Below are 24,435 nucleotides of genomic sequence, written 5' to 3' on the forward strand. Positions count from 1 at the left end.
GAAGGAAGTGCGCACTAAAGTAGCGTAAACAAGACACCGGTTTGAGGCCGGTGTCAGGTGATAACTAGATCTGTACAGACAGCAGACATGGTCAGTTGAAACCGCGGTTAACACGGCTTGCTCCCCCACTCCAGCCGGCTTTCCAAGCAGTGATAGCGGAGCAGAACATTGCTCATGGCGTTGCACACTGTCCATTTCTTCTATCGGGTATTCACCAACACACATTTGTACTCTTTGTCTTTGCCTCGTTACATCATCTGAACTCTGCTGCTCGCGCCGATTGGCCTCCCCACTACTTGAGTGATTGGTCTAACGAGCCACATTTTTGTTGATGTCAAATCCCTTCGCTTTGTAGACGGTTTTTTTTAAAGGTCGTGATATGGGCGAGATCAGTAAGAAGTCTTTTACATTATTTTCAAATATTTAGTTTGATGGCATATAACGAGAGCATTGGCGTCCTCGTCTACTACGAAGGTATGGCTGATTGTTTGTTTTGAAGACATGAAAAAAGGGCCCTTGGGGCCCTTTTGACAATCAGATGGAACTGGTTCAACTGAACAGATGGTTGCTGATCAGGAACAGACCACCGGAGAGCAGCATGGTGAGCGGCAGGGTCAGCACCCAGGCCATCAGAATGGTCTTGATGGTCTGGCTCTGCAGACCCGACTTGTTGGCCACCATGGTCCCCGCTACCGCAGAGGAGAGAATATGGGTGGTGGACACCGGCATGCCGGTCAGACTGGCGATACCGATGGAGGCAGCTGCCGTGATCTGGGCTGCGATCCCCTGGCTATAGGTCATGCCGGAGGAGCCGATCTTCTCGCCTACTGTGTAGACGATACGACGCCAGCCCACCATGGTACCGCAGCCAAGCGCCAGGGCGATGGAGACGATAACCCAGGTCGGCGCGTATTCGGCGGTCGCGGTCAGATCCTTGCGCCATTTGGCGAGATCGGTCAGCTCCTTGGCCGGCAGCGGCAGCTTGGAAACCTTGCGTGCAGTATCGTCGATGCACAGCAGCAGGCGACGTACTTCACGGCGATCGGTCAGGTCCATCTCTTCATAGGTACGCACCTGGGCAAGACGATTGTCCAGGGTGGCCATGGCCTGCAGTGCACCGGAGGCGGCGCAATGGGTCATCAGCTCTTCCTGGGCCTGGGCCGGCACCTTGAAGTCCACCACCTTGGAAACCTGCTCATGGTTGCGCTGATAGATCTCCATGATGCGCTGGTTGGCATCCTGGGTGCGATCCAGATCGTAGGAGCGGCTGTTCATGTCCAGCGCGAAGTAGGCCGGCGCCATGCAGATCAGCACCAGCATCACCAGACCGATACCCTTCTGGCCATCGTTGGAGCCGTGCACGAAGCTGACCCCCATGGCAGAAGCGACCAGCGTGAGGCGAGCCCAGAAGGGCGGATGCTTCTTGCCATCCACCAGCAGGCGCTCTTCCGGCGTTTTGTGGATCTTGCTGCCCTGCCAGACACGTTTCATGGCAAACAGCAGTATGGCCGCGATGATGAAACCGACGGTGGGCGAGATGATGAGGGAGAGCATGATGTCGATGGCTTTACCGACGTTGATGCCTTCCTGCAGCGGTTGATGGTTGATCCAGGCATAGGCGCCGCCTACCCCCAGGATGGAGCCGATCAACGTGTGCGAGCTGGATGCGGGGATCCCGAAGAACCAGGTGCCCAGGTTCCACACGATGGCGGAAAACAGCAGGGAGAACACCATGATAAGACCCTGGGTAGAGTCCATTCCGAGCAGCAGATCGATGGGCAGCAGGTGAACAATGGCATAGGCCACCCCCAACCCGCCCATCATGACCCCGGCAAAGTTGAACAGACCGGAGGCCACCACGGCCGTATGTGCCGGCATCGCCTTGGTATAGATGACCGTTGCTACCGCGTTGGCGGTATCGTGAAAGCCATTGATGAATTCATAGGCCAACACAAAAAAAACGGCCAATATCAAACCGATTGACCACCACAAACCCAAACCACTAAACATTTCAAACATAAAAAACGAACCTGTTTATGAGTTGCGGCGGATTATGCCAGAAGGCTGGTAACGCCATACCCGTTGGTGAAATATTTCAGTAAGAAAAAAAAAGAGCATTCAGCCAAAAAATAGCTTAGCGCCAGTCACCATGCGGCTTGTCTTGGATTAATTAAACAGACCTTGCCTGACAAAAACAGTCCCCAAACGGGAACAATTCATCGTCTCAGGCCCCTTCAATCCCCCTCCACAGGTGCGTGCTGCGTCAATCCTGGACCAACCTAAAAGGGAAAATTGCACAAGGAACCGACAACTTACCTGACGACGCAGGTTGCCACCACCATGGATAAGGGCGCCGTTGCGGGCGCCCTTCTTCAGCATATTGTCTCTTGTCGACGGCCAAGGATCACGCAGGCCAGATCAGTCCTGGTTGATGCGGCTGGCCACGGCGCCCTGCTGGCTCTTGTACTTGGCGTTTTCCCGCTTGTTGTAGGGACGCGCCGCCACACCGGAGAGCATCTCGAAGTTCAGCGCACCTATCTTCATCTTGGGGCGCAGCGCCAGCGGCAGCTTGCCGCCGTTGTAGAACTCCAGCACGATGCGGCCGGACCAGCCCGGATCGATGCGGTGTGCGGTCACATGTACCATGAGGCCCAGGCGGGCCAGGGAGGAACGGCCATCGAGCCAGCCGACGATATCCGCCGGCAGGGTGACCGATTCATAAGTGACCGCCAGCGCCAGCTGACCCGGGTGCAGATAGAAGGCTTCCCCATCGGGAATGTGAATTTCGTCGCTCATCACCCGATCGATGGCATCGGCCATCTCGCTGCTCGGCCCGCTCAAATCGATGTAGGGGGCGGTGTGATCGCGAAACACCCGAAACTCGTTGCCCAGCAACACGTCGACGCTGACGCCACTGATCCGTTCAATACCGGGTCTTGGCTCAATGACGATCTTGCCTTCATCCAGATGACGTTCGATATCGGTATCACAAAGACGCATTGGGCGACTCTCCTGACAAATTGTTCATTTAAAAAAGCCGGGCATCACCCGGCTTGATATCTATCAACCAATCAACATATGGCGGATCCGCGCCTTGAGCATGTCGATGGCGATGCGGTTCTTGCCGCCACGGGGCACGATCACGTCCGCGTACTGCTTGGAAGGCTCGATAAACTGCAGGAACATGGGGCGTACCGTCTTCTGGTACTGCTTGAGCACGGAATCCATGGTCCGGCCGCGCTCCTGCACGTCGCGCACCAGGCGGCGCAGCAGGCAGATGTCGAGCGGAGTATCCATGAAGATGGAGGCATCCATCAGATCCCGCAAGCGGCTGTCGGTCAGCAGCAGGATCCCTTCCAGAATGATCACCCGGCGCGGGGCAAAGGGGGTCACATCGCTCATGCGGGTGTGTTCGGTATAGGAATACTGGGGAATGTTGACGGCATCCCCCTGCACCAGCTGGCTCAGGTGTTGTACCAGCAGGTCGTGATCCAGCGCGTTGGGGTGGTCATAGTTGGTCTTGACCCGCTCTTCCATGGTCAGGTGGGTCTGATCGCGATAGTAGCAATCCTCGGTGATCACGCCAATTTGACCGGCTCCCAGCTCGGCCACCAGCTCTTCATAGATGGTTTGGGCTATAAGACTTTTGCCGGACGCGGATGCACCAGCAATACCGATGATCACACACGAATGTTGAGTATCAGACATTGAAAAATACCTAAAGAGAAGAGCAGTGGGGATTGTTTAAACCGATCCATTATATAAAAAAGGGTGAGCCCTGCCCACCCTCAAATCCACCCCAAACGGCCGACCGCCGATTATTCATCCAGCGCCATGGTATAGAGGGGGGTCGCAATCGGTTTTCCGCTGAAATAGAGTTCAGCCCCCACCCGACGGGCCAGTTTCAGATAGGCCTCTGCCAGCTCCCCTTTCGGTGCGCCGAACACGGTCGGGCAGCCATCGTCCATGTGTTTGCGGATGTCGATGTGCAGTGGCAGCTGACCCAGCAGGGCCACCTGATACTGCTCGGCCATCTTCTGGCCGCCGCCGGTACCGAACAGCGCCTCATGATGACCACAGGCGCTGCAGACGTGATAACTCATGTTCTCGACGATGCCGAGCACGGGCACATTGACCTTGTTGAACATGGCCACCCCCTTGCGCGCATCCGCCAGCGCCACATCCTGAGGGGTGGTGACGATCACCGCTGCCGTGGTCGGTACCTGCTGGGCCAGGGTGAGCTGGATGTCACCGGTGCCCGGCGGCATGTCCACCACCAGGTAGTCCACCTCGCCCCAGCGGGTCTCGTGGAGGATCTGGGCCAGCGCCTTGCTCGCCATGGGGCCGCGCCAGATGGTGGCATCCTGCTCGGAGACCAGATAGCCGATGCTGTTGCTCTTGAGGCCACAGGCCATCACCGGCTCCATCAGCTTGCCGTCATGGCTGACGGGACGCTCCTTGAGGGTTCCGGTCATGGTCGGAATGGAGGGACCGTAGATGTCCGCATCCAGAATGGCGACCCGCGCCCCCTCCTTTTGCAGTGCCAGCGCCAGGTTGACGGCGGTGGTGGACTTGCCCACCCCGCCCTTGCCGGAGGCGACCACGATGATGTTGCGAATGCCCTGCACCGCCGCCAGCCCCTGCGCCCGCGGCATGCTGGCCACCTCGATCTCGCCGACCCAGTCGATACGGGTCGCGCCGGTGACGCTGCGCAGCCGGGCATCGAAGTCCTGCTGGATCTGCTCGAACAGGGAGTGGCCAGCGAAGGGCAGCACCAGCTTAATGGTGAGCGCCGAACCTTGTTTGTCGATGCTGCGCACGAAGCCGGCAGCCACCAGATCCTTGCCCCACCCTGTCGGCTTAAATTCGGCCAGGATCTGTTTTACTGAATCAATCACCATTAACTCCTCATTATCTTGTCATTATCTTGAGGTGAACGGTTACCGCACACAAAATCAGTGGCTTGCCTGCTTGCCGACCAGCGTGCGCCGGCGGGTAGGACGAGCCACAACCCTAGGCAGGCTACCCCCAATTCGGGTAACATGCACGGCACTCTATCATCCCAACAAGCACATCAAGAACGACTATATGGCAACTGATCCTCGTACAATGCTGGTAACCTGCGCCCTTCCCTATGCCAATGGCTCCATCCATCTTGGCCACATGCTGGAACACATCCAGGCCGATATCTGGGTTCGTTATCAGCGAATGCGCGGTCACCAGGTGCACTTTGTCTGTGCCGACGATGCTCACGGCACCCCGATCATGCTCAAGGCCCAGCAGCTGGGGATCACCCCGGAAGAGATGATCGCGGCCGTCTCCCAGGAGCACCAGGCCGACTTCGCCGGCTTCAACATCAGTTTTGACAACTATCACTCCACCCACAGCGACGAGAACCGCGAGCTGGCGGAGCTTATCTACGGCCGTCTGCAGGCCGGCGGCAAGATCAAGAGCCGCACCATCTCCCAGCTGTTCGATCCGGAAAAATCCATGTTCCTGCCGGATCGTTTCGTCAAGGGCACCTGCCCCAAGTGCAAGTCCCCGGAGCAGTATGGCGACAACTGCGACAGCTGCGGCGCCACCTACAGCCCGACCGAGCTCATCGATCCGAAATCTGCCGTCTCCGGCGCTACCCCGGTGATGAAGGACTCCGAGCACTTCTTCTTCGACCTGCCGCAGTTTGAAACCTGGCTGGCCGACTGGGTGCGCGGCTCCGGCGCCATTCAGGAAGAGATGGCCAACAAGATGCAGGAGTGGTTTGAAAGCGGCCTGCAGCAGTGGGACATCACCCGTGACGCCCCCTATTTCGGGTTCGAAATTCCCGGCGCCCCGGGCAAGTACTTCTACGTCTGGCTGGATGCCCCCATCGGTTACATGGCGTCGTTCAAGAACCTGTGCAACAAGCGCGGCGACATCGATTTCGACAGCTACTGGAAAGCGGACTCCGAGGCCGAGCTCTACCACTTCATCGGCAAGGACATCGCCTACTTCCACTGCCTGTTCTGGCCATCCATGCTAGAAGGCGCAGGTTTCCGCAAGCCGACCAAGGTCAACGTGCATGGCTACGTGACCGTCAACGGCGCCAAGATGTCCAAGTCCAAGGGCACCTTCATCAAGGCCTCCACCTATCTCAATCACCTGGATCCGGAGTGCCTGCGTTACTACTACGCCGCCAAGCTCAACAGCCGCATCGACGATCTGGACTTGAACCTCGAAGACTTCGTGCAGCGCGTCAACGCCGATGTGGTCAACAAGCTGGTCAACCTGGCGTCGCGCAACGCCGGCTTCATCGCCAAGCGCTTCGACGGCAAGCTGGCCGCCACCTGCGCCGAGCCTGAGCTCTACGCCGAGTTCGCCAACGCCCGCACCGCCATCGCCGAGGCCTACGAGAGCCGCGAGTTCAGCCGCGCCATCCGCGAGATCATGGCACTGGCCGACAAGGCCAACCGCTACGTGGACGACAAAGCCCCCTGGGTCATCGCCAAGCAGGAAGGGGCGGATGCCGAACTGCAAGCGGTCTGCTCCGTCGGCATCAACCTGTTCCGCGTGCTGATGGCCTACCTCAAGCCCGTCATGCCGCTGCTGGCCGAGCGCGCCGAGGCCTTCCTGGCCGAGACCCTCAGCTGGGATGGTATCGCCGCCCCGCTGGTCGACCACACTGTCGCCCCGTTCAAGGCGCTCTTCTCCCGCATCGAGCCGGCCAAGATTGAAGCCATGATCGAGGCTTCCAAAGAGGATCTGGCCAAAGAGCAGGCACCGAAAGCCACCGGTCCGCTGGTTGATGACCCCATCAGCGAAACCATCGCCTACGACGATTTTGCCAAGATTGACCTGCGCGTGGCGCTGATCACGAAGGCCGAAGCGGTGCCGGAAGCGGACAAGCTGCTCAAGCTGCAACTGGACATCGGCGGCGAGACCCGTCAGGTGTTTGCCGGCATCAAGTCCGCCTACAACCCGGAAGATCTGGAAGGCAAGCTGACCGTGATGGTGGCCAACCTGGCCCCGCGCAAGATGCGCTTTGGCATGTCCGAAGGCATGGTGCTGGCCGCCGGCCCGGGTGGCAAGGATCTCTGGATCCTGGAGCCGCAGGAAGGGGCCCAGCCTGGCATGCGCGTCAAGTAAACGCTACCGTAGCCGTTAACAATGAGGGAGGCCTGGGGCCTCCCTTTTATTTTCCCTCTTTCCTCCTCCTCTTCTCCCACCGCTTGCGCCGTTTTGCGCTTTGTCTCCCACCTTGGGTGCTTGTTGCTCCCAAGCAATTTGCCTAGACTGGCGATTCACTTCGGGCCCATGGCCCATTCATCAGGCAAGGAGCAAGCATGATCACCTTATATGGCACCCCCGTCAGCCGGGCCCTGCGCGTATCCTGGTTACTGGAAGAGCTGGACGTGGCATGGCAGTTCCAGTTTCTCGACTTCGCCAAGGGCGAGAATCGCAGCGACTGGTTTTTGACCCTCAATCCAAGCGGCAAGATGCCGGTACTCAAGGACGGGGAGTTCGTGTTGACCGAGTCCGCCGCCATCATGCAGTACCTGGCCGAGGTGTATGGCCCGAACTGGCTGCCGGCCAGAGGGACCCAGGCCTCGGCGCTGCACGCCCAGTGGGTCAGTTTCATCACCTGCGAGCTGGAACAGCCGCTGTGGACCATCGGCAAGCACCGCTTCGCCCTGCCCGAGGCCCAGCGCCTGCCGGCCATCTTCCCCACCGCCAAGTGGGAGTTCGACAAGGCGGCGGCCATCGCCGAATCCTGGGTGCCCGAGCAGGGTTACCTGCTGGGTGAGCAGGTAACCATCGCCGATCTGCTGCTGGCCCATACCCTGATGTGGGCCACCCGTTTCGAGCAGACCATTCCGCCCAAACTCGCGGCCTATCGGGATCGTCTGGCCAAACGCCCCGCCCTGCAGGCGGTGCTGGCCAAGACCCAGGCCATCGCCGATGCCGCTCAGGCCGGCTGACCTGCGGACAAGAGAGCGTCAATGCAAACGGGAGCCCGCAAGGCTCCCGTTTTTTATGGCTGTTTGGCATCATTGGCGTGGCAAGGCGCTCAATTGGTATGAAAGCCGCTCCCCTTGGGCGGTGGCGCAACTTCATACTCCATCCGGGTCACCTCGGCGGTGCGCGGGCCACGCTCCAGCCAGCCCAGCATCATTTGCACGCTCTGCTCCGGCCCGCAGATGAGGATCTCCACCGAGCCATCTTCCAGGTTGTAGGCATGGCCCCGCAGCCCCAGTTGCAGCGCCCGCTCCCGGGTGAAGTAACGAAACCCCACCCCCTGCACCAGGCCCCACACTCGCACGACAAACGATTGCTCTCCCATTTCTCACACCTTCCCCTTAAGAAATTTCCCTCCAAGGCGATAATGAGCGCGACACTCTCATCCCCTTGCAGGACGCAATACCATTATGAAAGAAGTAAAGTTTCGGTGGGTTGACCGTTATCTCATTCACCTCACGATCAGCGAAAAATTTCTCATCACCTTCTGGTGCCCGCTGCTGTTCATCGCCTTTATCAGCTGGTACCTGCTGGCAGACGGCCATCAGCAGGAGATGCAACTGCGCCTGGATCAGCTCAAGCAGCGGGTCGAACTGAGCGCCCAGCTGGCCAGCCAGCACGCCGATCTGACTCTGCCCGCCGAGCTCACGCTGAGCCCGACCGGCAGCACAGGGTTGACCCAGCAGGGCGACATCTATCGATACGGCGCCAGCGCCGGTCAGGCCGGGGTCGTCACCAGTACCCTGGATGCCTCCCGCTACTCCCTGTGGGATGGTCAGGGCACCACGCTCACCATCATAGCCGTGCTGGCCGCCCTGCTGGCCCTGGTGACCCACTACCTGATGACCTTCGTATCGGGGGCGCTCTACTCAACCAACAAGGCGCTGCAAACAGTGGCGGATGGCGATCTCACCTTCCGCCTCAACTTCTTTCCGGTGCGCGACGAGTTCTCCATTCTGGCCGGCAGCATCGACCGCTTCACCGACCGCCAGCACAAGATAGTACAGCTGGTGGAGGAGTCCGCCGAGGCGCTGACCATGGCCGCCGACGAGTTTCGCGATCATGCGAGTGAAGGCGAAACCATGGCCCGCTCCCAGCGCCAGCACATGGACTCCCTGGCCGCCGCCATGGAGCAGATGTCCGCCGCCATTCGCGAGGTTGCCCGCAATGCCAACGACACTCTGCAGCAGACCCGCCAGTCGAGTGAAGAGGCGGCCAACGGCGCCTCTCGGGTATCGCGCACCATCACCGCCATCCGCACCCTGGCCGACGAGATCGGCAACGCCTCCGGTGCGGTGGAGCGGCTGACCCACAATGCCAATCGCATCAACGAAGTGGTCAACGTCATCAACGCCATCTCCCAGCAGACCAACCTGCTGGCCCTCAACGCCGCCATCGAGGCGGCCCGCGCCGGCGAGCAGGGCCGTGGTTTTGCGGTGGTGGCCGACGAGGTTCGCACCCTGGCCAGCCGCACCCAGCAGGCCACGGTAGAGATCCAACAGATGATTGAAGAGCTGCAGGCCGGCACCGGGGCACTGAACGACATCATGGAGAAGACGGTGGAGCGGGCGGCCAGCAGTCAGCAGCTCATCAGCGAGGTGGGGCTAGACATCGACAAGCTCAGCAACCACAGCGATGCGGTGCTGGAGATGAGCACCCAGATCGCCACCTCGAGCGAACAGCAGAGCTCGGTGGCCGAAGAGATCACCCGCAATCTGGATCAGGTGCGCCATGAAGCGGGCCAGGTGGAAGCGTCCGCCAGCGCCTCGGTGGCCGGCACCGCCGGCCTCAAGGCCACCGCTACCGAGCTGACCCAGGCCCTGAAAGGCCTGAAGATCTAACTTGCCGCGCAATAACGACAGAGGCCATCCCCAGGGATGGCCTCTGTCGTTTCAGCATTAACATGGGCTTGAAATAACGTCACCGAACTATTTGCGTTCAATGACGCTCCACTCATTTGATCGCGGTGCAGCCTGCGTCCCCCATCATTATGACTGCAGCAGGCTGAGAGCCATATTGGGTCGGCTGTTGGCCTGACTTAAGATGGATGAGCTCGCCTGCTGCAATATCTGGGTACGCACCAGGCGGGCCGACTCACTCGCTATGTCGGCATCCCGGATCCGTGAACGGGCAGCACTGAGGCTCTCATTGGTGTTGGCCAGATTTCGTACCCGGGTGTCCAGTGCATTGGCCTGGGCCCCGAGCCGCGAACGCTGAACCCCTAACTGTTTCATGCCCACATCCAGCGTCTTGATCGCTCTGCTAGCATTGTCATCATTCAGAACATCAATATTATCAATGGTATATTTCTTCTTGTCTGCTTGATAGAAACCCAGTGCATGCAAGCTCGCCCCTTGCATGTCGATGTTGGAGTACTTGTCACCAGATGAGTGCAATTCCATCTGGCCGATATAAGTCGTGGGGGAGACATCTGGCAAAAGAGCGCTCAAAGAAGAATTGCTGCTCACTGGCAGCGCCGGTGGTGCGGGTTGCGGAGGGGGCGTTGTGCCATTGGCCAGCGCAAGACTGTTCCCCTGTGAGCTATAAACAGTCAATGCATTGCTGGCAGGATTGTTGCTGTTGGACGCACTCACATAAAACCCTAAACCCGCTGACTGAGCCGTATTATTGATACGCTTGACCACTTCCCTCATCAAATCGTTGTTTTCGGGCGTTGGATTGACCGGATCCCATCCAGTCATATCAATCCCGCTGGTCAAGTCCACAGAGTGGCCCGCCACATCGATATAGGATGGCAAGGCGGACAAATCGACGGAAGAGGCCACGGAAAATGGCAGTTGCCGTGCTGTTACCGGCCCCTGATTATTGGGAAAGGTTGTGCCATTGATATCAGCCACGAGCGCTTCCAGGGTTGCATAATCCTTGTCAAAGGTCACGCCGTTGAGAGTCACGGGCTGAGCTGAAAGTTTGAGATCAGAAATGTCATAAGCCCCCGGCTTGCTGCCTGCCGGACTGCGCGCTTGCCACTCCATCTCCCCCAGATTTTTGGTTTGTGCATTGAGATCGGTGATGACGGTATTCTGACCTGCATAAGCTCCAACCGAGAAGATCCCCTTATAACTCCCCGCCAGCAGTTCCTGTCCGGCAAACTGGGTACCTGTGGCGATCCGGTCCATTTCCAACTGCAGTTGCTTGAATTCAGCATTCAGGGCTATGCGATCCTCTGTCGTATTGGCACCACTCCCTGACTGCAACGCGAGAGTACGCATCCGCTGCATCAGGTTCATCGACTCATCGAGTGCCCCATCAGCCACATTGATAACTGATATCCCATCATTGGCATTGCGGATCGCCGTGTTGGTCCCGTTTACTTCACTGGTGAGACGATTGCCAATCTGCAAGCCGGCAGCATCATCGGCAGCACTGTTGATGCGCAATCCGGATGAGAGTCGTCGATAGACCGAGTCCAGCGTGTTTGATGACTGACCAAGATGACGAGACGCATTGAGGGAGGAAACATTGGTCGCAATAGAGAGTGACATGGACAGCTCGATACAAGGAAAGATTCAAAATGACATCCACACTATCGACATCACCAAATGGCTCTTTAGAGGAAATTGCACAGAATAAAGATAAAAATACCAATATGGATATATTTTGCGCACTCAAAGAGTGGATTTGAGTAAAAAAGAAGCATTTAAGGCCAATACTGATAAGCTGGGCAGCCAGATACGCCAACGCCGAGTTTCATGAAATTACGCGAAGCCGGTACCTGATCGCTGCTCAAGGGCAGAGAGCAGTCATGCGTCGTATGCCAGCAAAGACTGGCTTAGCAGCCTTATTGCCCTTAGAATGTGGCCCCTTTTCTTTTGACCATCTGGCAACTCCCATGAGCGCTTCCATCTATCTCGTCAAAGGCCGCGAAAAATCCCTGCTGCGTCGCCACCCCTGGATCTTCTCCAAGGGGATCGAGCGGGTTCAGGGCAACCCCATTGACGGCGATACCGTCGAGATCTTCACCCATGACGGCAAATGGCTCGCCCGTGGCGCCTGGTCCGGCAGCTCCCAGATCCGCGCCCGGGTCTGGACCTTCGACAAGGATGAGACCGTCGATCTCGACTTCTTCATCCGTCGCCTGAAATACGCCCAGGAGTCCCGTGACGGGCTCATCAAGCGTCAGGGCCTCACCGGCTATCGCCTGTGCGCTGCCGAGTCCGACGGCCTGCCGGGCTTGACCATCGACCGCTACGCCGATTTTTTGGTGTGCCAGATCCTCTCCGCCGGCGCCGAGTTCCAGCGTGAGCTGATCACCCAGGCGCTGCGCACCCTCTACCCCGAGTGCAGCATCTATGAGCGCTCCGATGTGGCGGTGCGCAAGAAGGAAGGTCTGAAAGAGCGTACCGGCGTCATCCATGGTGAGACCCCGAACGAGCCGGTGGTGATCGAGGAAAACGGCGGCGTCAAGATCCTGGTGGACATCCGCAACGGCCACAAGACCGGCTTCTATCTGGATCAGCGTGACAACCGTCAGGCCGCCGCCAAGTACACCGAAGGCAAGCGGGTGCTCAACTGCTTCTGCTACACCGGTGGTTTTGGCGTTTATGCCCTCAAGGGCGGTGCCAAGGAGGTGGTCAACGTGGATCTCTCCCAGAATGCGCTGGACATCGCCCGCCAGAACGCCGAGCTGAACGGTCTCGATACCAGCAACACCCAGTTCGTCCGTTACGACGTGTTCAAGCTGCTGCGCGAATACCGCGAGAAGGGCGAGAAGTTCGATGTCATTGTGCTGGATCCGCCCAAGTTTGCCGAGAGCAAGGCCCAGCTGCTGGGCGCCTGCCGCGGCTACAAGGACATCAACATGCTGGCGTTCCAGCTGCTGGCGCCGGGTGGCGTGCTGCTGACCTACTCCTGCTCCGGCCTGATGGAACAGAGCCTGTTCCAGAAGATCGTCGCCGATGCAGCGCTCGATGCCGGCCGCGACGCCCAGATCCTGGAGCTCTTGTCCCAGGCATCCGATCACCCCATAGGTACCGCCTATCCGGAAGGCTTCTACCTCAAGGGACTGGTGGTGCGCGCCCGCTAAGCCGAGCAGACCAGCGCTGACAACCCCTTCTCCCCGGTTCCAGATCCGGGCCAGGACGGGGTCCGGCAAGCCATCAAAAAGCCCGCGATCAAAGCGGGCTTTTTTTATGCGGCCGCCAAAGAGATAACCTCCCCCCGACGTTGCCGCCAACAGCGATGGGTGCCCCTATCTCTCCTCTTCGACTGACTACAGCCATCCTCACTCCGGGGCTGCTGCATTGCTAGTTCGGTTCTCATGCCTCTTTCACCCTTGGCATGGCATATACAGCCCACCAGCAGGGACTGCCCGGCATTTGTTTTATGCAAAAACATGAAATATTACGCATCAACATTAAAAATTTCTCGGGGAAATATCGGCCATAAACGCATATTTACTCACCTGAGTGAATATTGTTGTTTTCCCCTGTGGTTGGTCACAACCCTGCCTCTCCCGGCTCGTCAAAGCACCAGGTCGGCAGGAATGCATCATTCCATTCAGTCACGCGCTGGCGCTCCCAACGGGAAGTAGTGCCGAAATGGTCTGGCCTCCTCCACCACCCGCACGATGGAGGGATAGCTGAGTAGACGGGCGCGATAGGCACGCAGGCAGCCATGGCCAGCGGGGATCTCGTGGGCCCAGTCGGCGTAGAAGAGCGAGGGCGCGGCGGCGCAATCGGCCAGCGTGAAGTCTGCGCCGGCAATCCAGTGGCGCCCTTCCAGCCGCTGATCGAGCCAGGGGTAGATCTGATCGAGCAGCTCGCGGGCCTCCACTACGCCATAGCGGTCACGCTCAGCGGCCGGGCGCAGCATATCCAGCACCACTTTTTGCATCGGCGTCATCACATAGTTGTCGAAGACGCGATCCAGCATATGCACTTCCAAGCCCGCATCGCCAGGCGGGATCAGGCAGACGGGGCCCGGGTGGTGCGCCTGCAGATGGGCGACTATGGTGCTGCTCTCGAGGATGCAGCGACCGTCATCCAGCAGCACCGGGAAGCGCTTGAGCGGCCAGAGGGCGGCAAGTTCGGCGTTGGCCGCCGGCTCTTCCAGATTCCGGTAGTCAAACGGGGTGGCATTCTCGTAGAGGGCGATCAGCACCTTCTGGCTGTAGGACGAGAAAGGATGGGCATAGAGTTTCATCGGGACGCACCTTGCACGCGGATGGATGACTTCCCTAGTCTAGATCCCCTCTTCACCTTCGCTACAGCGCGGATTCTTTGCTGGTTTTTGGATGATAAATGCGCATTCATGACGAAAATCACACCCGTATGGCTCTCTTTTAGGTAGGGTGATCCCGCCTGTGCCCGCCAAGCCTAGGCGGCCGACTCATCAGGGTTGATGAGCGGCACCACAACAAAAATTGATGTCAGGCCAAGCTGAACATCATCAAGGATCCCGTCATGAATCAATCATTGCCGCTGTTGACGCCGCTGCGGGGCATCGCTGCCCTGATGGTGGTGTTGTTTCACGCCCGCTTGTTGCTCTTTCCTCAGTGGATGGAGTCGATTGCCGGCCACACCCAACTCATCGAGAACGGCTACCTCTGGGTCGATCTGTTCTTTATTTTGAGCGGGCTGGTGCTGGCCCACGTCTACGGGGAAGACTTCGCCCGCACGCCCCGCACCATAAGTTATGGCCGCTTCCTCTGGCTGCGGCTGACCCGGGTTTATCCCCTCTACCTGGTGACCCTGCTGCTGCTGGTTGGCTGGGAGCTCTACAAGGCCCACCATGGGATTGGCTTCTACGCCGGCCCCCTGTTCAAGATGTGGGAGTGGGAGGGGATGCCTCCTTTCGGCTCGCCCTTTACCCCGGCCGAGGCGCTGCCAAGCAGCCTGTTGCTGCTGCAGGTGGTGACCGATCAGGGGTTGACCTGGAACTTCGCCGCCTGGTCGCTGAGCGTGGAGTGGATTAGCTATCTGCTGTTTCCACTGCTCATTCCCCTCGCCGTCACCCGCAGCCGCTGGAGCAACCTCGCCCCCTTGCTGGCCCTGACGGTGCTGGCCTTTATCGTGCACAGCCGGAGCACCCTGGATGTCACCAGCGGGGCACTGGCCGTCGGGCGCGGGGTGAGTGAATTCGTGCTCGGTCTCTGGCTGCTGCCGAAGGTGAAGACCGCCCGCCAGTGGCCCATGATGCAGCAAGATCTGCCGCTGCTGATCGCCTTTCTGCTCCCCTTCGCGCTGATGCAGTTCACCATGACGCCGCCGCTGACCCTGCTGCTGATCAGCGCCTACGTGTTGCTGATCTGGATTGCCGCCTGCCAGGGCGATCGCCAGAGCCCGCTGCTGCGCCTCCTGGATAACCGCTTCACCAACTGGCTGGGGGATCTCTCCTACTCCATCTACCTGCTTCACGCCCTGGTGCTGCTCACCGGCTGCGAGCTTGTCCACTATCTGGCGCCGGGGCTCACTGCGTGGTGGTATGCCCAGACCAACCCCTTGCTGGGTGTGTTGGCCACTCTGTTGATGCTCGTCGTGCTGATCGGTCTCTCGGCGCTGAGCTACACCCTGCTGGAGCGGCCGCTGCAACGGCGCTTGCGCCGGCTCGGCAAGGCTCGCCAGCCGGTGATGGAGCAAGCCGGTTAAGTTCCCCACCAAAGATGGCCCCGATGGCAGCATGGCTTGCCTTCGGGGCGACGCCGGGGTAGAGCCCTGCCAGCGTCATAGCGAAGGCTGCTCCCTCCCTTTGAACCCGCCAATTCCCTGTGCTTTGTGTGAATTCCAGTTCGAACCGGAGCGGCCATTTGTGGCATAATGACCCGTCCTGTGGCCCTTGGCGGGGCTGCGCCGGCGCGATGTCGCCCCTCCTCCCCCGTCCTGCCAGGCTGCCTTGCACGGCAAGCCTTGCATCGCTGCGCACACAGCCAGCCTGGGCCACCCAAGTTTCGCGCGCATGCGCACCCATTTGACGGCTCCGCAGAGCCGCTGCACTTATTTTGTTTGTACACGCACGTTTGCACACACAAGGGGAAAGTATGTCTTCCATTCGTCTGACCCAATACAGCCACGGCGCTGGCTGCGGCTGCAAAATCTCTCCCAAGGTGCTCGACACCATCCTCAAGAGCCAGATCCCTGGCTTTGACGACCCGACCCTAGTAGTTGGCAACAGCAGCAAGGATGACGCGGCCGTGGTCGATATCGGCAACGGTCAGGGCATCGTCTCCACCACCGACTTCTTCATGCCCATCGTCGATGACCCCTTCACCTTCGGCCGCATCGCCGCCACCAACGCCATCAGTGATATCTACGCCATGGGTGGCAAACCCATCGTCGCCATCGCCATCCTCGGCTGGCCCATCAACACCCTGCCGGCCGAAGTGGCCCAGCAGGTGATCGACGGCGGCCGTCAGGTATGCCACGAAGCGGGTATTTCTCTGGCCGGCGGCCACAGCATCGATGCCCCCGAGCCCATCTTTGGCCTCGCGGTGACCGGTATCGTGCCGCTCAACGCCATCAAGCAGAACGACACCGCCAAGGTGGGTGACACCCTCTATCTGACCAAGCCACTTGGCATCGGCATCCTCACCACCGCCCAGAAGAAGGGCAAACTCAAGCCCGAGCACGAGCAGCTGGCCCCCAACGCCATGTGTACCCTCAACAAGATTGGCCAGCGCTTTGCCGAATTGCCCGGCGTGCACGCCATGACCGACGTGACCGGCTTTGGTCTGGCTGGCCATCTGCTGGAGATGTGCGAAGGTTCCGGCGTCAGTGCCCGCCTGGACTTCAAGGCGCTGCCACTGCTGGACGAGGTGGATTACTACCTGAGCGAGGGCTGCGTACCGGGCGGTACTCTGCGCAATTTTGACTCCTATGGCGCCAAGCTGGACGCCATGGACGATCGCACCCGCAACATCCTGTGCGACCCGCAGACCAGCGGCGGCCTGCTGGTAGCCGTCGGTAAAGAAAGTGAAGCCGAGCTCCTCGCCATTGCCGCACAGGCAGGGCTGACCCTCTCCCCCATCGGCCAGCTGCAGGCCCAAACCGGCAACCAGTTCATCGAGGTTGTCCAATGAGTGCACTGCCACTGGCCACGGATTACGCCCGGATTTTTCTGGATGACGTTCCGCTCATCGACCTGCGCGCCCCCATCGAGTTCAAGGAGGGGGCCTTCCCCTGCTCGATCAATCTGCCGTTGATGACAGATGATGAGCGGGCCCAGGTCGGTACCTGCTTCAAGCAGCAGGGTCAGGCGGCCGCCATCGCGCTGGGTCATCAACTGGTCGGTGGCGCGGTGCGGGCCGAACGCCTCGAAGGCTGGCTGGCCCAGCTGCGCCGACAGCCAGATGCCGTGCTCTACTGCTTTCGCGGCGGTCTGCGCTCGCAAACGGTGCAGCAGTGGCTGCATGAGGCGGGAGTCACCCGCCCGCGGGTGGCCGGTGGCTACAAGGATCTGCGTCGCTTCCTCATCGACACGCTCGACGGGGCGGCAGCCGAGTGCCACTGGAGCGTGCTGACCGGCATGACCGGCTCCGGCAAGACCCACATGCTGGCCAAGGTGGCCCAGGCGCTGGATCTGGAGGGGCACGCCCACCACAGGGGGTCATCCTTTGGCCAGCTGCCCGGCGGCCAGCCCAGCAACATCAACTTTGAAAACAACATGGCCATCGAGCTGCTCAAACGTAGGCAGCAGGGGGAGCAGCGTTTCGTGGTGGAAGACGAAAGCCGCCTCATCGGCCGCTGCTGCCTGCCCAATTCGCTGTTTGACACCATGAGCCAGGCCCCGCTGGTGGTGGTCGAGGTGCCGCAAGAGGAGCGCGCCGAACAGATCCGCCAGGACTATGTACACGATCTCTGGCTGCGTTATGAGGAGCGTTTCGGCGCCGAAGAGGGCTGGCCGCTGTTTGCCGCCTACCTCACCGACGCCCTGGCCAGACTCAAGCGCCGGCTCGGCGATCAGGCTCATCGCGAGCTGGATCAGTTGATGCAAGTGGCCCTCGAAGAGCAAGGCCGCAGTGGCCACACCGAGCTGCACCTGGCCTGGATCACCCTGCTGTTGACCCGCTACTACGACCCCATGTATCTCTACCAGCTTGGCAACAAGCGCGAGCGCGTCATCTTCCAGGGTGACAAGCAGGCCTGCCTCGACTTCTTTGCCCAGCAGCGTGCCTGATCTTCACCGTACAAGAGGACCCCATATGTTGAAATTCGAGGTGATCCCGGTCACCCAGTTTGCCCAGAACTGCTCCCTCATCTGGTGCGACGAGACCCATCAGGCCGCCCTCATCGATCCGGGCGGAGAGGCGGACAAGCTGCTGGCCGCCATCGCCAAACGGGGGCTGACCCTCACCCACATTCTGCTGACCCACGGTCATCTGGATCACGTGGGCGCCGCCGCCGAGCTGCGCGACAGAACCGGCGTCACCATCACAGGCCCTCACAGGGAAGATGCCTTCTGGCTCGACATGCTGCCCCAGCAGAGCCAGATGTTCGGCTTTGCCCATACTCCGGCCTTTACACCGGATAGCTGGCTCGAACAGGGTGACAAGGTGCAGGTTGGCAAGTGCGAGTTGGAGGTTTATTTCTGCCCGGGTCACACTCCGGGTCATATCGTGCTGCTCAGCCAAGCCGAGCGGCTCGCCTGGGTGGGCGATGTGCTGTTTGCCGGCAGCATAGGTCGGACCGACTTCCCGCGCGGGGATCACGGGACGCTGATCAAGTCGATCACCGAGACCCTGCTGCCGCTGGGGGACGACATCGTCTTCATTCCGGGGCACGGCCCCAGCTCGACGTTCGGCCGCGAAAAGGCAAGCAATCCCTACCTGACGCAACCTATCTGGTGATCTCCCGCTCCTCGCGGGTGTCCCACTGGCTCTTGAGACGCAAGATCTCCGGCATGATCTCGAGAAAACGGGCGAGCAGCCGGGGATCGAAGTGCTGGCCAGCACCGTCACGCAGCGTGGCCAGCACCTGCTCCAGCGGCCAGGGCTCCTTGTAAGGGCGACGCACGCTCAGGGCATCAAACACATCGGCGATGGCCACGATCCGCGACGCCTCGGGGATCCCTTCGCCGGTCTCCCCTGCGGGGTAACCCGAACCATCCCACTTCTCGTGGTGATGCAAGGCAATCTCCGCCGCCATCCGAAAGATGGGGGCGTCTGAACGGCTCAAGATCTCGTAGCCGATGCGCGGGTGGGTGCGCATGATGACCCACTCCTCTTCGGTGAGAGGACCGGGCTTCTTGAGGATGTGATCGGGGATCCCAATCTTGCCCATGTCGTGCATGGGGGCCGCCAGCTCCAGCAGCTCCGACTGCTCCGGACTCCAGCCCGCCGCACTGGCCAGCGCGCGGGCGTAGGCGGCCATGCGCCAGATATGTACCCCGGTGTCGGTGTCGTTGTAGTGACCCGCTTCGCTCAGCATCACGATGGCGGTACGGTAGCTGTGCTCGAGCTGATCGAGGCGCACCAGAGAGAGGTGGTTGCGCACCCGGGCGCGCACCGTGCTCGGGCAGACCGGCTTGTAGATGTAATCCACCCCGCCCGCTTCGAACCCCTGGCTCTCGCTGTCTGCGTTGTCGCTCGCCGTGATAAACAGCACCGGGATCCCGGCGTGGGCCGGATCGGCCTTGAGCCGGCGGCACACTTCGTAGCCATCCATGTCAGGCATACGCACGTCAAGCAGGATCAGGGCGGGCTCGTGGCGTGCCACGGCGGCCAGTCCCTCCTCTCCTCCCTTGGCGAAGAAGAGGCTGTACTCCTCCTTGAGGATTTGTCGCAGCAGCCCGAGGTTGCTCGGCTCGTCGTCGATGATCAGCACACGCGGTCGGTTCATGATCCAGGTGCCTCCCGATTCTCCAGATAATCCTCCAGCTTGCAGGTGGCAAGCTGGATGTCGAACAGCTCCAGGGCCGCACTGATCTCGCTCACCAGCTCAGCGGGCAAGTAGCTCTTGGCCTGGCCCAGTGCAGGTTCGATCAGCTCCAGATCCTCGCTCATGAGGGCCTGACGCAGGGCGTGCAGGCACACCTCCTGCGCCTCCCCCTGCGCCAGCGGGGAGCTGACGGCACCTGGCTCGCGCCCGGCATAGATGTCGATGGCCTGCTGCGCCCGCTCCAGCGCCTCGAGCAAGGGGGCGATGAGCTGACTGGTGTCTCCCCCCTGTTCGATGGCCTCGTTCAATTCCGCACTGATGCGCGCCACATCGGTGAGCGACAGGCTGCCCGCCACCCCCTTGAGCTTGTGGGTCAGGCTCGCGGCCGCGTCCGTCTCGTGCTGGGCGATGTAACCCGGCAGCACGGTACCGACCGTCATGTAGTCATCGCGAAAACGCCGCAGGTATTTGAGATAAACCGACGCCTCGCCCCAGTTGCGCAGGCCGGTATCGATGTCGATGCCGGCCACCGGCTCCTGGGCTGGCGGCGCGTCGCTGACCGTGAGCGGCGCCACACTGTCGGGCAGGTAGCGCAGCAGGGTTGCGATGAGCTGCTCCACGTCGAGCGGCTTGGCGATAAAGTCGTTCATGCCAGAGGCCAGCGCTGCCTCGCGCTGATCCTTGAACACCCCGGCGGTGAGAGCCAGCACGGGGATATCCTCCCGTCCCGGCAGCTGGCGCAGACGACGGGTCGCCTCGTAGCCATCCATCACCGGCATCTGCACGTCCATGAGCACCAGATCGATGCGCTGCGCCGAGTCGGCAAGGCAGGCCAAAGCCCGCTCTCCGTCGATGGCGGTGATCACCACGGCCCCCTCCCGCTGCAGCAAGCGGGTTGCCACCTCCAGGTTGATGTCGCTGTCATCGACCAGCAGTATGTGCACGTCCGGCAGACGCTGATGGCGCTGACCGCTTTCCAGCGGCTCCACATGTTCGCGCTTCTCGTGAATGAGGCGCGCCACCGCATTGTAGAGACTGGAGCCGGTGACTGGCTTGTGCAGCACCAGATCCACCTGCTCCGAGCCGGGGCGGCGCATCAACTCTTCCTGGGAATAGGCGGTCGCCATGATGATGATCGGCGAGCGATCCTGCTGCTCGAAGGCACGGCGAATGGCCACGCAGGTCTCGAGCCCGTCCATGCCCGGCATCATCCAGTCGAGCAGGATCACGTCGAAACGCTCCCCCTGGCGCAGCAGATGATGCAAGGCCTGCTCGCCCGACTCCACCACCCGTGACTGCCAGCCGAGGGAGCCCACCGTCATCGACAGGGTATCGCGGGTCACCTGGTTGTCGTCGGCGATAAGCAACGAGACGTGCTGCAGGCGCTCGTGGAAGACCTCGGGTCGCTCTACCTGAGCCAGCCGGACACGGAACCAGAATTCGCTCCCCTTGCCCAGTTCGCTGGTGACACCGATGTCGCCCCCCATCAGGCTCACCAGACGGCGGCTGATGGTCAGGCCAAGCCCGGTTCCGCCAAAACGGCGGCTGGTGGAGGAGTCGGCCTGGGAGAAGGCATTGAAGATGTTGGCCTGCTGCTCGGGAGGAATGCCGATCCCGGTGTCGCGCACCCGAAACAGCAAGGTAGCCGTGCCGTCTTGCTCGGCTTCCAGCTCGACCTTGACCTCCACCTCCCCGCGCTCGGTGAACTTGATGGCGTTGCCGGTCAGGTTGAGCAACACCTGTTCGAGGCGCAAGGCATCCCCAATCAGGTGAGTGGCCCGCTCGGGGGCACTGCTCACCACCAGCTCGAGGTGTTTTTCGCCCACGCAGGTGGACATGATGGCCGCCACGTGATCGAGTACCTCTTCCAGACTGAATGGCACCTGCTCGAGCTCGAGCCGGCCCGACTCAATCTTGGAGAAATCGAGGATGTCGTTGATGATCCCGAGCAGTGCCTGCCCGGCCTGGTGGATCTTGCGCACCAGGGCCCGCTGGCCATCGTCAAGCCCTCCCTGCTCGAGCAGGTAGGTCAGCCCCATGATGGCATTCATGGGGGTACGGATCTCGTGGCTCATGTTGGCGATGAAATCCCCTTTGACCCGCGCGAGCCTGGCCGCCTCCTGCTGTGCCAACTGCTCTCGATGCCGACTGTGCACCAGCGAGGCCACTCCGGCACCGAACAGCAACAGCAAGGTGGCGCAGCTGGCCGAGATGAGCCCCCAGATGTGAGTACGGATGGCCAGCAGCTCGCTGCGTGGCACCATGGAAGCGGCTTTCCAGATCAGCTGATCGTGATTGAGTGCCGGGTACAGGGTGGTCCAGCTCCACAGCCCGTCTGCCAGTTCAACCTGGCCGCTCGAGGCGCCCCAGAATGCCTGCCAGGCCCGGGGAGAAGATTGCTTCAAGGTGAGGTCCGGGCGCTCGAGCATGAACCCCCACTCTTGTGCCGGATCCGGGCTGCGCAGCCAATAACCGTCCTGGTTGAGCAGCATGGTGTGATCGGCGGCCTTGCCACTGCTGTTGGTGAACTCCTTGAGCATGCGAGCGGCCTGCACGTTGATAAGCAGCAAGCCCAGATCGCGGCCCCCCAGACGCATGCGCTTGGCGATGCGGATCATGGGATTGAAGGGGCGATCGATCACCCCGTGTTCGACGTTGAGATCGAGCGGCGAGACGTAAACCCGCTCCCAGGGCAGCGCCATGGCATCGCGAAAGTAGTAACGCTCCCCTTTGTTTTGCAGCTGGTCGTCGGCCACACGCTGCAGATGCTGACCCTGACGATCGATACGCACCCGCTCCATGCCGTCCGGCGCCAACCAGCGCACCTGGGCATAGTCAGGATTGCGGTTCATCAGAATGGTAAACTGGGCAGCCATGGTGTCACGCTCGCCGCGGCTCGCAGCCTCGAGCAGAATGGGCTCTTCAGACATGCTGCGCACATGGCGCAACGGCACCGCCAGCTCGTCATCGAGACGACTGCTGGCGAGCGCCAGGAAGGTGCTCTCATCACTGCGAACACGATAGAGCTCGCGCTCGACCAGTGCGTCCCCCAGCAGGTATCCCCCCACCAGGACCAGCACCAGAATGGGTGAGAACAGCAGGAAATATCCCCGTATGATTCCCTTCATGACGGTCAACACCACCCCGTGATTGGACTTGTTCGAATACTTTATATATGTCAGAGCACCACAATTGGTGTCCTGCTGTCAATCATGCCTACAAGTAAAGACTAACAGCACTAGTTGAGTATTTTATTTTTATCGGGAAAAAATGCCGTAAAAACAAAGAGGCCACCCGATTGGGTGGCCTCTTCACAGGAACGTTCGTGGTCGATTAGACGCGAACGAAGTCCAGGTGCAGCAGCTTGTAACGTACCGGATGACGCTGGATAGCTTTCACTTTTACGTTAACTTCTTCACCGTTGATAACCAGAGTCAGTACGGACTCATAGAATTCCGGCTTTTCTTGGGCCAGGATGAACTTCTTGTGGTCAACGGTGATGGACACGGCTTCTTTGCCTGCACCGTAAACGATAGCAGGAACTTGGTCAGCGTGACGCAGGCGGCGGCTCGCACCTTTCCCCAGGTCAGAACGGACTTCAGCTTGGAATACGAAAGACATAGTATGTATCTCTTTTAGATGAATTTATGGTGCAGACTGCGACCGGTCGGCACCTCGCAAAACGAGCGCGAATACTATCACGGGCCCCGAGCAGTGACAAGAGACCTCAGCGTCCCTGTTCCAATCTGGCAAAACGCTGCAATCGCTGGGCCGGACTCAGGGCATCGAAACGGGCCAGCGTCTGCGGCGCCGGGCAGTAGAGGGTATCTCCCGCCTTCACCTTGATGCCCTGACCCATCAGCGCCTGGTTGTCGTCGACGATGGCCAGCAAATAGCTGTAGGTATCCCCCGCCACCCCGGTCACGGTCCCGTTCTGGGCCAGCATGGCGGCGATGCGCCAGAGGGTCTCTCCTGCGGCGACCTGATGACAGACCCGCTTGCCGCCAGCCGCTGGCGCCGCCAGCGTCAGCGTGTTGCTGACAGGCACCATCATCCCCTGCCCATCCCCCTGCGATGACACAAATTGCGCCAACCGGGTAGCAGGCGCCTGCCAGCTGGCCTGCTGCGACAAGGCAGCCAGCAGGGGTTCCCCTTGCTCACTTGCCTTGGGTTGGCCTGGTGATGGTGGCACGGCAAACTCCGCCATGAAGGGCACGGCCAGGGTCGCCACCTCTTGTGTTGGATGAGGTTGATAGGCCGCCGGGGTAATGGGTGCCAGCCCGTAGGCCGCTTCGTCGATGCGCCGCAATCTTGCCAGATAGGCTTTGGAGAGCTCGGCCTCCCCCTCGAACAGATCGAAGGGGGGCACCAGCCGGGCTGGAAACAGCACCTGCCAGCGTCCCTTCTTCTTCTTGAGCTCGAGGGTGGGAAATTGATTGCCCCGCCAGGCCACGAACATGGCGGGCGGGGTGCGATGCAGCGGGTAGTACTCCGGGTTCAACTGTACCCAGGTTTGCTCGGCAATGGGCTGATAGCCACTGATGTTGACCATCGCCATCCCTAACCAGAATCCAAGCATCCTTGCTCCTCCGTTAGCGTCCAGGCAGCCGGT

At 60.5% G+C, this 24,435-nt stretch carries 19 protein-coding genes; 8 read left to right on the forward strand and 11 right to left on the reverse strand.

Features of this window, described 5'->3' with window-relative positions:
- Positions 1-549 precede the first annotated feature (549 nt).
- The 4 genes from G5134_RS13740 to apbC form a co-directional block, all read right to left on the reverse strand.
- Positions 550-2,019 carry an inorganic phosphate transporter gene (locus G5134_RS13740; protein ID WP_065017136.1) on the reverse strand — a complete coding sequence of 490 codons (1,470 nt, stop codon included), beginning with the start codon at positions 2,017-2,019 and terminating at the stop codon, positions 550-552.
- Between the two features lie 399 nt (positions 2,020-2,418).
- Positions 2,419-3,000 (reverse strand): dCTP deaminase, encoded by a 582-nt coding sequence (dcd, locus tag G5134_RS13745; protein ID WP_005300960.1) that lies wholly within the window; start codon positions 2,998-3,000, stop codon positions 2,419-2,421.
- Positions 3,001-3,063: 63 nt separating this feature from the next.
- Entirely contained in the window at positions 3,064-3,708 is a 645-nt protein-coding gene (gene udk, locus G5134_RS13750) for a uridine kinase (protein ID WP_005300963.1), read from the reverse strand.
- A gap of 110 nt (positions 3,709-3,818) precedes the next feature.
- Positions 3,819-4,901: an iron-sulfur cluster carrier protein ApbC gene (gene apbC, locus G5134_RS13755; protein ID WP_005300966.1), complete on the reverse strand. Its 1,083-nt coding sequence runs from the start codon at positions 4,899-4,901 to the stop codon at positions 3,819-3,821.
- A 187-nt stretch (positions 4,902-5,088) separates the two neighbouring features.
- On the opposite strand from apbC, the gene metG reads away from it, so the two are divergent.
- Positions 5,089-7,122, forward strand: a complete 2,034-nt coding sequence (gene metG, locus G5134_RS13760; protein ID WP_065017135.1) for a methionine--tRNA ligase — start codon at positions 5,089-5,091, stop codon at positions 7,120-7,122.
- Between the two features lie 197 nt (positions 7,123-7,319).
- Positions 7,320-7,955, forward strand: coding sequence for a glutathione S-transferase family protein (locus G5134_RS13765; protein WP_010633965.1), 636 nt, complete (start codon positions 7,320-7,322; stop codon positions 7,953-7,955).
- A gap of 89 nt (positions 7,956-8,044) precedes the next feature.
- Here G5134_RS13765 and G5134_RS13770 read toward each other — a convergent pair whose 3' ends face one another.
- Entirely contained in the window at positions 8,045-8,317 is a 273-nt protein-coding gene (locus G5134_RS13770) for an acylphosphatase (RefSeq protein ID WP_005300975.1), read from the reverse strand.
- Between the two features lie 85 nt (positions 8,318-8,402).
- Here G5134_RS13770 and G5134_RS13775 point away from each other — a divergent pair, with 85 nt between their 5' ends.
- Positions 8,403-9,833 (forward strand): methyl-accepting chemotaxis protein, encoded by a 1,431-nt coding sequence (locus G5134_RS13775; protein ID WP_421232057.1) that lies wholly within the window; start codon positions 8,403-8,405, stop codon positions 9,831-9,833.
- A gap of 147 nt (positions 9,834-9,980) precedes the next feature.
- Here the strand turns inward: G5134_RS13775 and G5134_RS13780 are convergent, their stop codons facing one another.
- Positions 9,981-11,495, reverse strand: a complete 1,515-nt coding sequence (locus tag G5134_RS13780) for a flagellin (protein WP_065017133.1) — start codon at positions 11,493-11,495, stop codon at positions 9,981-9,983.
- Between the two features lie 347 nt (positions 11,496-11,842).
- On the opposite strand from G5134_RS13780, the gene G5134_RS13785 reads away from it, so the two are divergent.
- Positions 11,843-13,036 (forward strand): class I SAM-dependent methyltransferase, encoded by a 1,194-nt coding sequence (locus G5134_RS13785; protein WP_065017132.1) that lies wholly within the window; start codon positions 11,843-11,845, stop codon positions 13,034-13,036.
- Between the two features lie 473 nt (positions 13,037-13,509).
- On the opposite strand, the gene G5134_RS13790 is transcribed toward G5134_RS13785, so the two are convergent.
- Positions 13,510-14,154 carry a glutathione S-transferase family protein gene (locus tag G5134_RS13790; protein WP_065017131.1) on the reverse strand — a complete coding sequence of 215 codons (645 nt, stop codon included), beginning with the start codon at positions 14,152-14,154 and terminating at the stop codon, positions 13,510-13,512.
- A 260-nt stretch (positions 14,155-14,414) separates the two neighbouring features.
- Here G5134_RS13790 and G5134_RS13795 point away from each other — a divergent pair, with 260 nt between their 5' ends.
- The 4 genes from G5134_RS13795 (at position 14,415) to G5134_RS13810 (ending at position 18,793) form a co-directional block, all read left to right on the forward strand.
- The gene (locus G5134_RS13795; RefSeq protein WP_065017130.1) at positions 14,415-15,599 is read left to right on the forward strand and encodes an acyltransferase family protein; all 1,185 of its coding nucleotides are present in this window, start codon (positions 14,415-14,417) and stop codon (positions 15,597-15,599) included.
- Between the two features lie 389 nt (positions 15,600-15,988).
- Positions 15,989-17,026: a selenide, water dikinase SelD gene (gene selD, locus G5134_RS13800; protein ID WP_010633959.1), complete on the forward strand. Its 1,038-nt coding sequence runs from the start codon at positions 15,989-15,991 to the stop codon at positions 17,024-17,026.
- Positions 17,023-18,123, forward strand: a complete 1,101-nt coding sequence (gene mnmH / locus G5134_RS13805; protein ID WP_065017129.1) for a tRNA 2-selenouridine(34) synthase MnmH — start codon at positions 17,023-17,025, stop codon at positions 18,121-18,123. Before selD ends, mnmH begins: the two co-directional genes overlap by 4 nt.
- A 25-nt stretch (positions 18,124-18,148) precedes the next feature.
- Positions 18,149-18,793 (forward strand): MBL fold metallo-hydrolase, encoded by a 645-nt coding sequence (locus G5134_RS13810; protein ID WP_065017128.1) that lies wholly within the window; start codon positions 18,149-18,151, stop codon positions 18,791-18,793.
- On the opposite strand, the gene G5134_RS13815 is transcribed toward G5134_RS13810, so the two are convergent.
- The 4 genes from G5134_RS13815 to G5134_RS13830 form a co-directional block, all read right to left on the reverse strand.
- Complete coding sequence (locus G5134_RS13815) at positions 18,783-19,784, reverse strand: HD domain-containing phosphohydrolase (protein ID WP_010633956.1); 1,002 nt, start codon at positions 19,782-19,784, stop codon at positions 18,783-18,785. The two genes, G5134_RS13810 and G5134_RS13815, sit on opposite strands and share 11 nt — an antisense overlap.
- A complete protein-coding gene (locus tag G5134_RS13820) occupies positions 19,781-22,951 on the reverse strand; it encodes a hybrid sensor histidine kinase/response regulator (protein ID WP_010633955.1) in 3,171 nt (1,056 codons plus the stop codon). Before G5134_RS13820 ends, G5134_RS13815 begins: the two co-directional genes overlap by 4 nt.
- Positions 22,952-23,156: 205 nt before the next feature.
- Positions 23,157-23,444, reverse strand: coding sequence for a 50S ribosomal protein L25 (gene rplY / locus G5134_RS13825; protein WP_005301003.1), 288 nt, complete (start codon positions 23,442-23,444; stop codon positions 23,157-23,159).
- A 106-nt stretch (positions 23,445-23,550) separates the two neighbouring features.
- Positions 23,551-24,402, reverse strand: coding sequence for a hypothetical protein (locus G5134_RS13830; protein WP_024941763.1), 852 nt, complete (start codon positions 24,400-24,402; stop codon positions 23,551-23,553).
- Between the last annotated feature and the right edge of the window lie 33 nt (positions 24,403-24,435).

Source organism: Aeromonas sp. 600276 (genome assembly GCF_049175815.1).
Classification (GTDB): Bacteria; Pseudomonadota; Gammaproteobacteria; order Enterobacterales; family Aeromonadaceae; genus Aeromonas; species Aeromonas dhakensis.

Coding starts and splice junctions, on each gene's coding strand:
- G5134_RS13740 (WP_065017136.1), bottom strand. CDS start 2,019: ATGTTTGAAATGTTTAGTGGTTTGGGTTTGTGGTGGTCAATCGGTTTG.
- dcd (WP_005300960.1), bottom strand. CDS start 3,000: ATGCGTCTTTGTGATACCGATATCGAACGTCATCTGGATGAAGGCAAG.
- udk (WP_005300963.1), bottom strand. CDS start 3,708: ATGTCTGATACTCAACATTCGTGTGTGATCATCGGTATTGCTGGTGCA.
- apbC (WP_005300966.1), bottom strand. CDS start 4,901: ATGGTGATTGATTCAGTAAAACAGATCCTGGCCGAATTTAAGCCGACA.
- metG (WP_065017135.1), top strand. CDS start 5,089: ATGGCAACTGATCCTCGTACAATGCTGGTAACCTGCGCCCTTCCCTAT.
- G5134_RS13765 (WP_010633965.1), top strand. CDS start 7,320: ATGATCACCTTATATGGCACCCCCGTCAGCCGGGCCCTGCGCGTATCC.
- G5134_RS13770 (WP_005300975.1), bottom strand. CDS start 8,317: ATGGGAGAGCAATCGTTTGTCGTGCGAGTGTGGGGCCTGGTGCAGGGG.
- G5134_RS13775 (WP_421232057.1), top strand. CDS start 8,403: ATGAAAGAAGTAAAGTTTCGGTGGGTTGACCGTTATCTCATTCACCTC.
- G5134_RS13780 (WP_065017133.1), bottom strand. CDS start 11,495: ATGTCACTCTCTATTGCGACCAATGTTTCCTCCCTCAATGCGTCTCGT.
- G5134_RS13785 (WP_065017132.1), top strand. CDS start 11,843: ATGAGCGCTTCCATCTATCTCGTCAAAGGCCGCGAAAAATCCCTGCTG.
- G5134_RS13790 (WP_065017131.1), bottom strand. CDS start 14,154: ATGAAACTCTATGCCCATCCTTTCTCGTCCTACAGCCAGAAGGTGCTG.
- G5134_RS13795 (WP_065017130.1), top strand. CDS start 14,415: ATGAATCAATCATTGCCGCTGTTGACGCCGCTGCGGGGCATCGCTGCC.
- selD (WP_010633959.1), top strand. CDS start 15,989: ATGTCTTCCATTCGTCTGACCCAATACAGCCACGGCGCTGGCTGCGGC.
- mnmH (WP_065017129.1), top strand. CDS start 17,023: ATGAGTGCACTGCCACTGGCCACGGATTACGCCCGGATTTTTCTGGAT.
- G5134_RS13810 (WP_065017128.1), top strand. CDS start 18,149: ATGTTGAAATTCGAGGTGATCCCGGTCACCCAGTTTGCCCAGAACTGC.
- G5134_RS13815 (WP_010633956.1), bottom strand. CDS start 19,784: ATGAACCGACCGCGTGTGCTGATCATCGACGACGAGCCGAGCAACCTC.
- G5134_RS13820 (WP_010633955.1), bottom strand. CDS start 22,951: ATGAAGGGAATCATACGGGGATATTTCCTGCTGTTCTCACCCATTCTG.
- rplY (WP_005301003.1), bottom strand. CDS start 23,444: ATGTCTTTCGTATTCCAAGCTGAAGTCCGTTCTGACCTGGGGAAAGGT.
- G5134_RS13830 (WP_024941763.1), bottom strand. CDS start 24,402: ATGCTTGGATTCTGGTTAGGGATGGCGATGGTCAACATCAGTGGCTAT.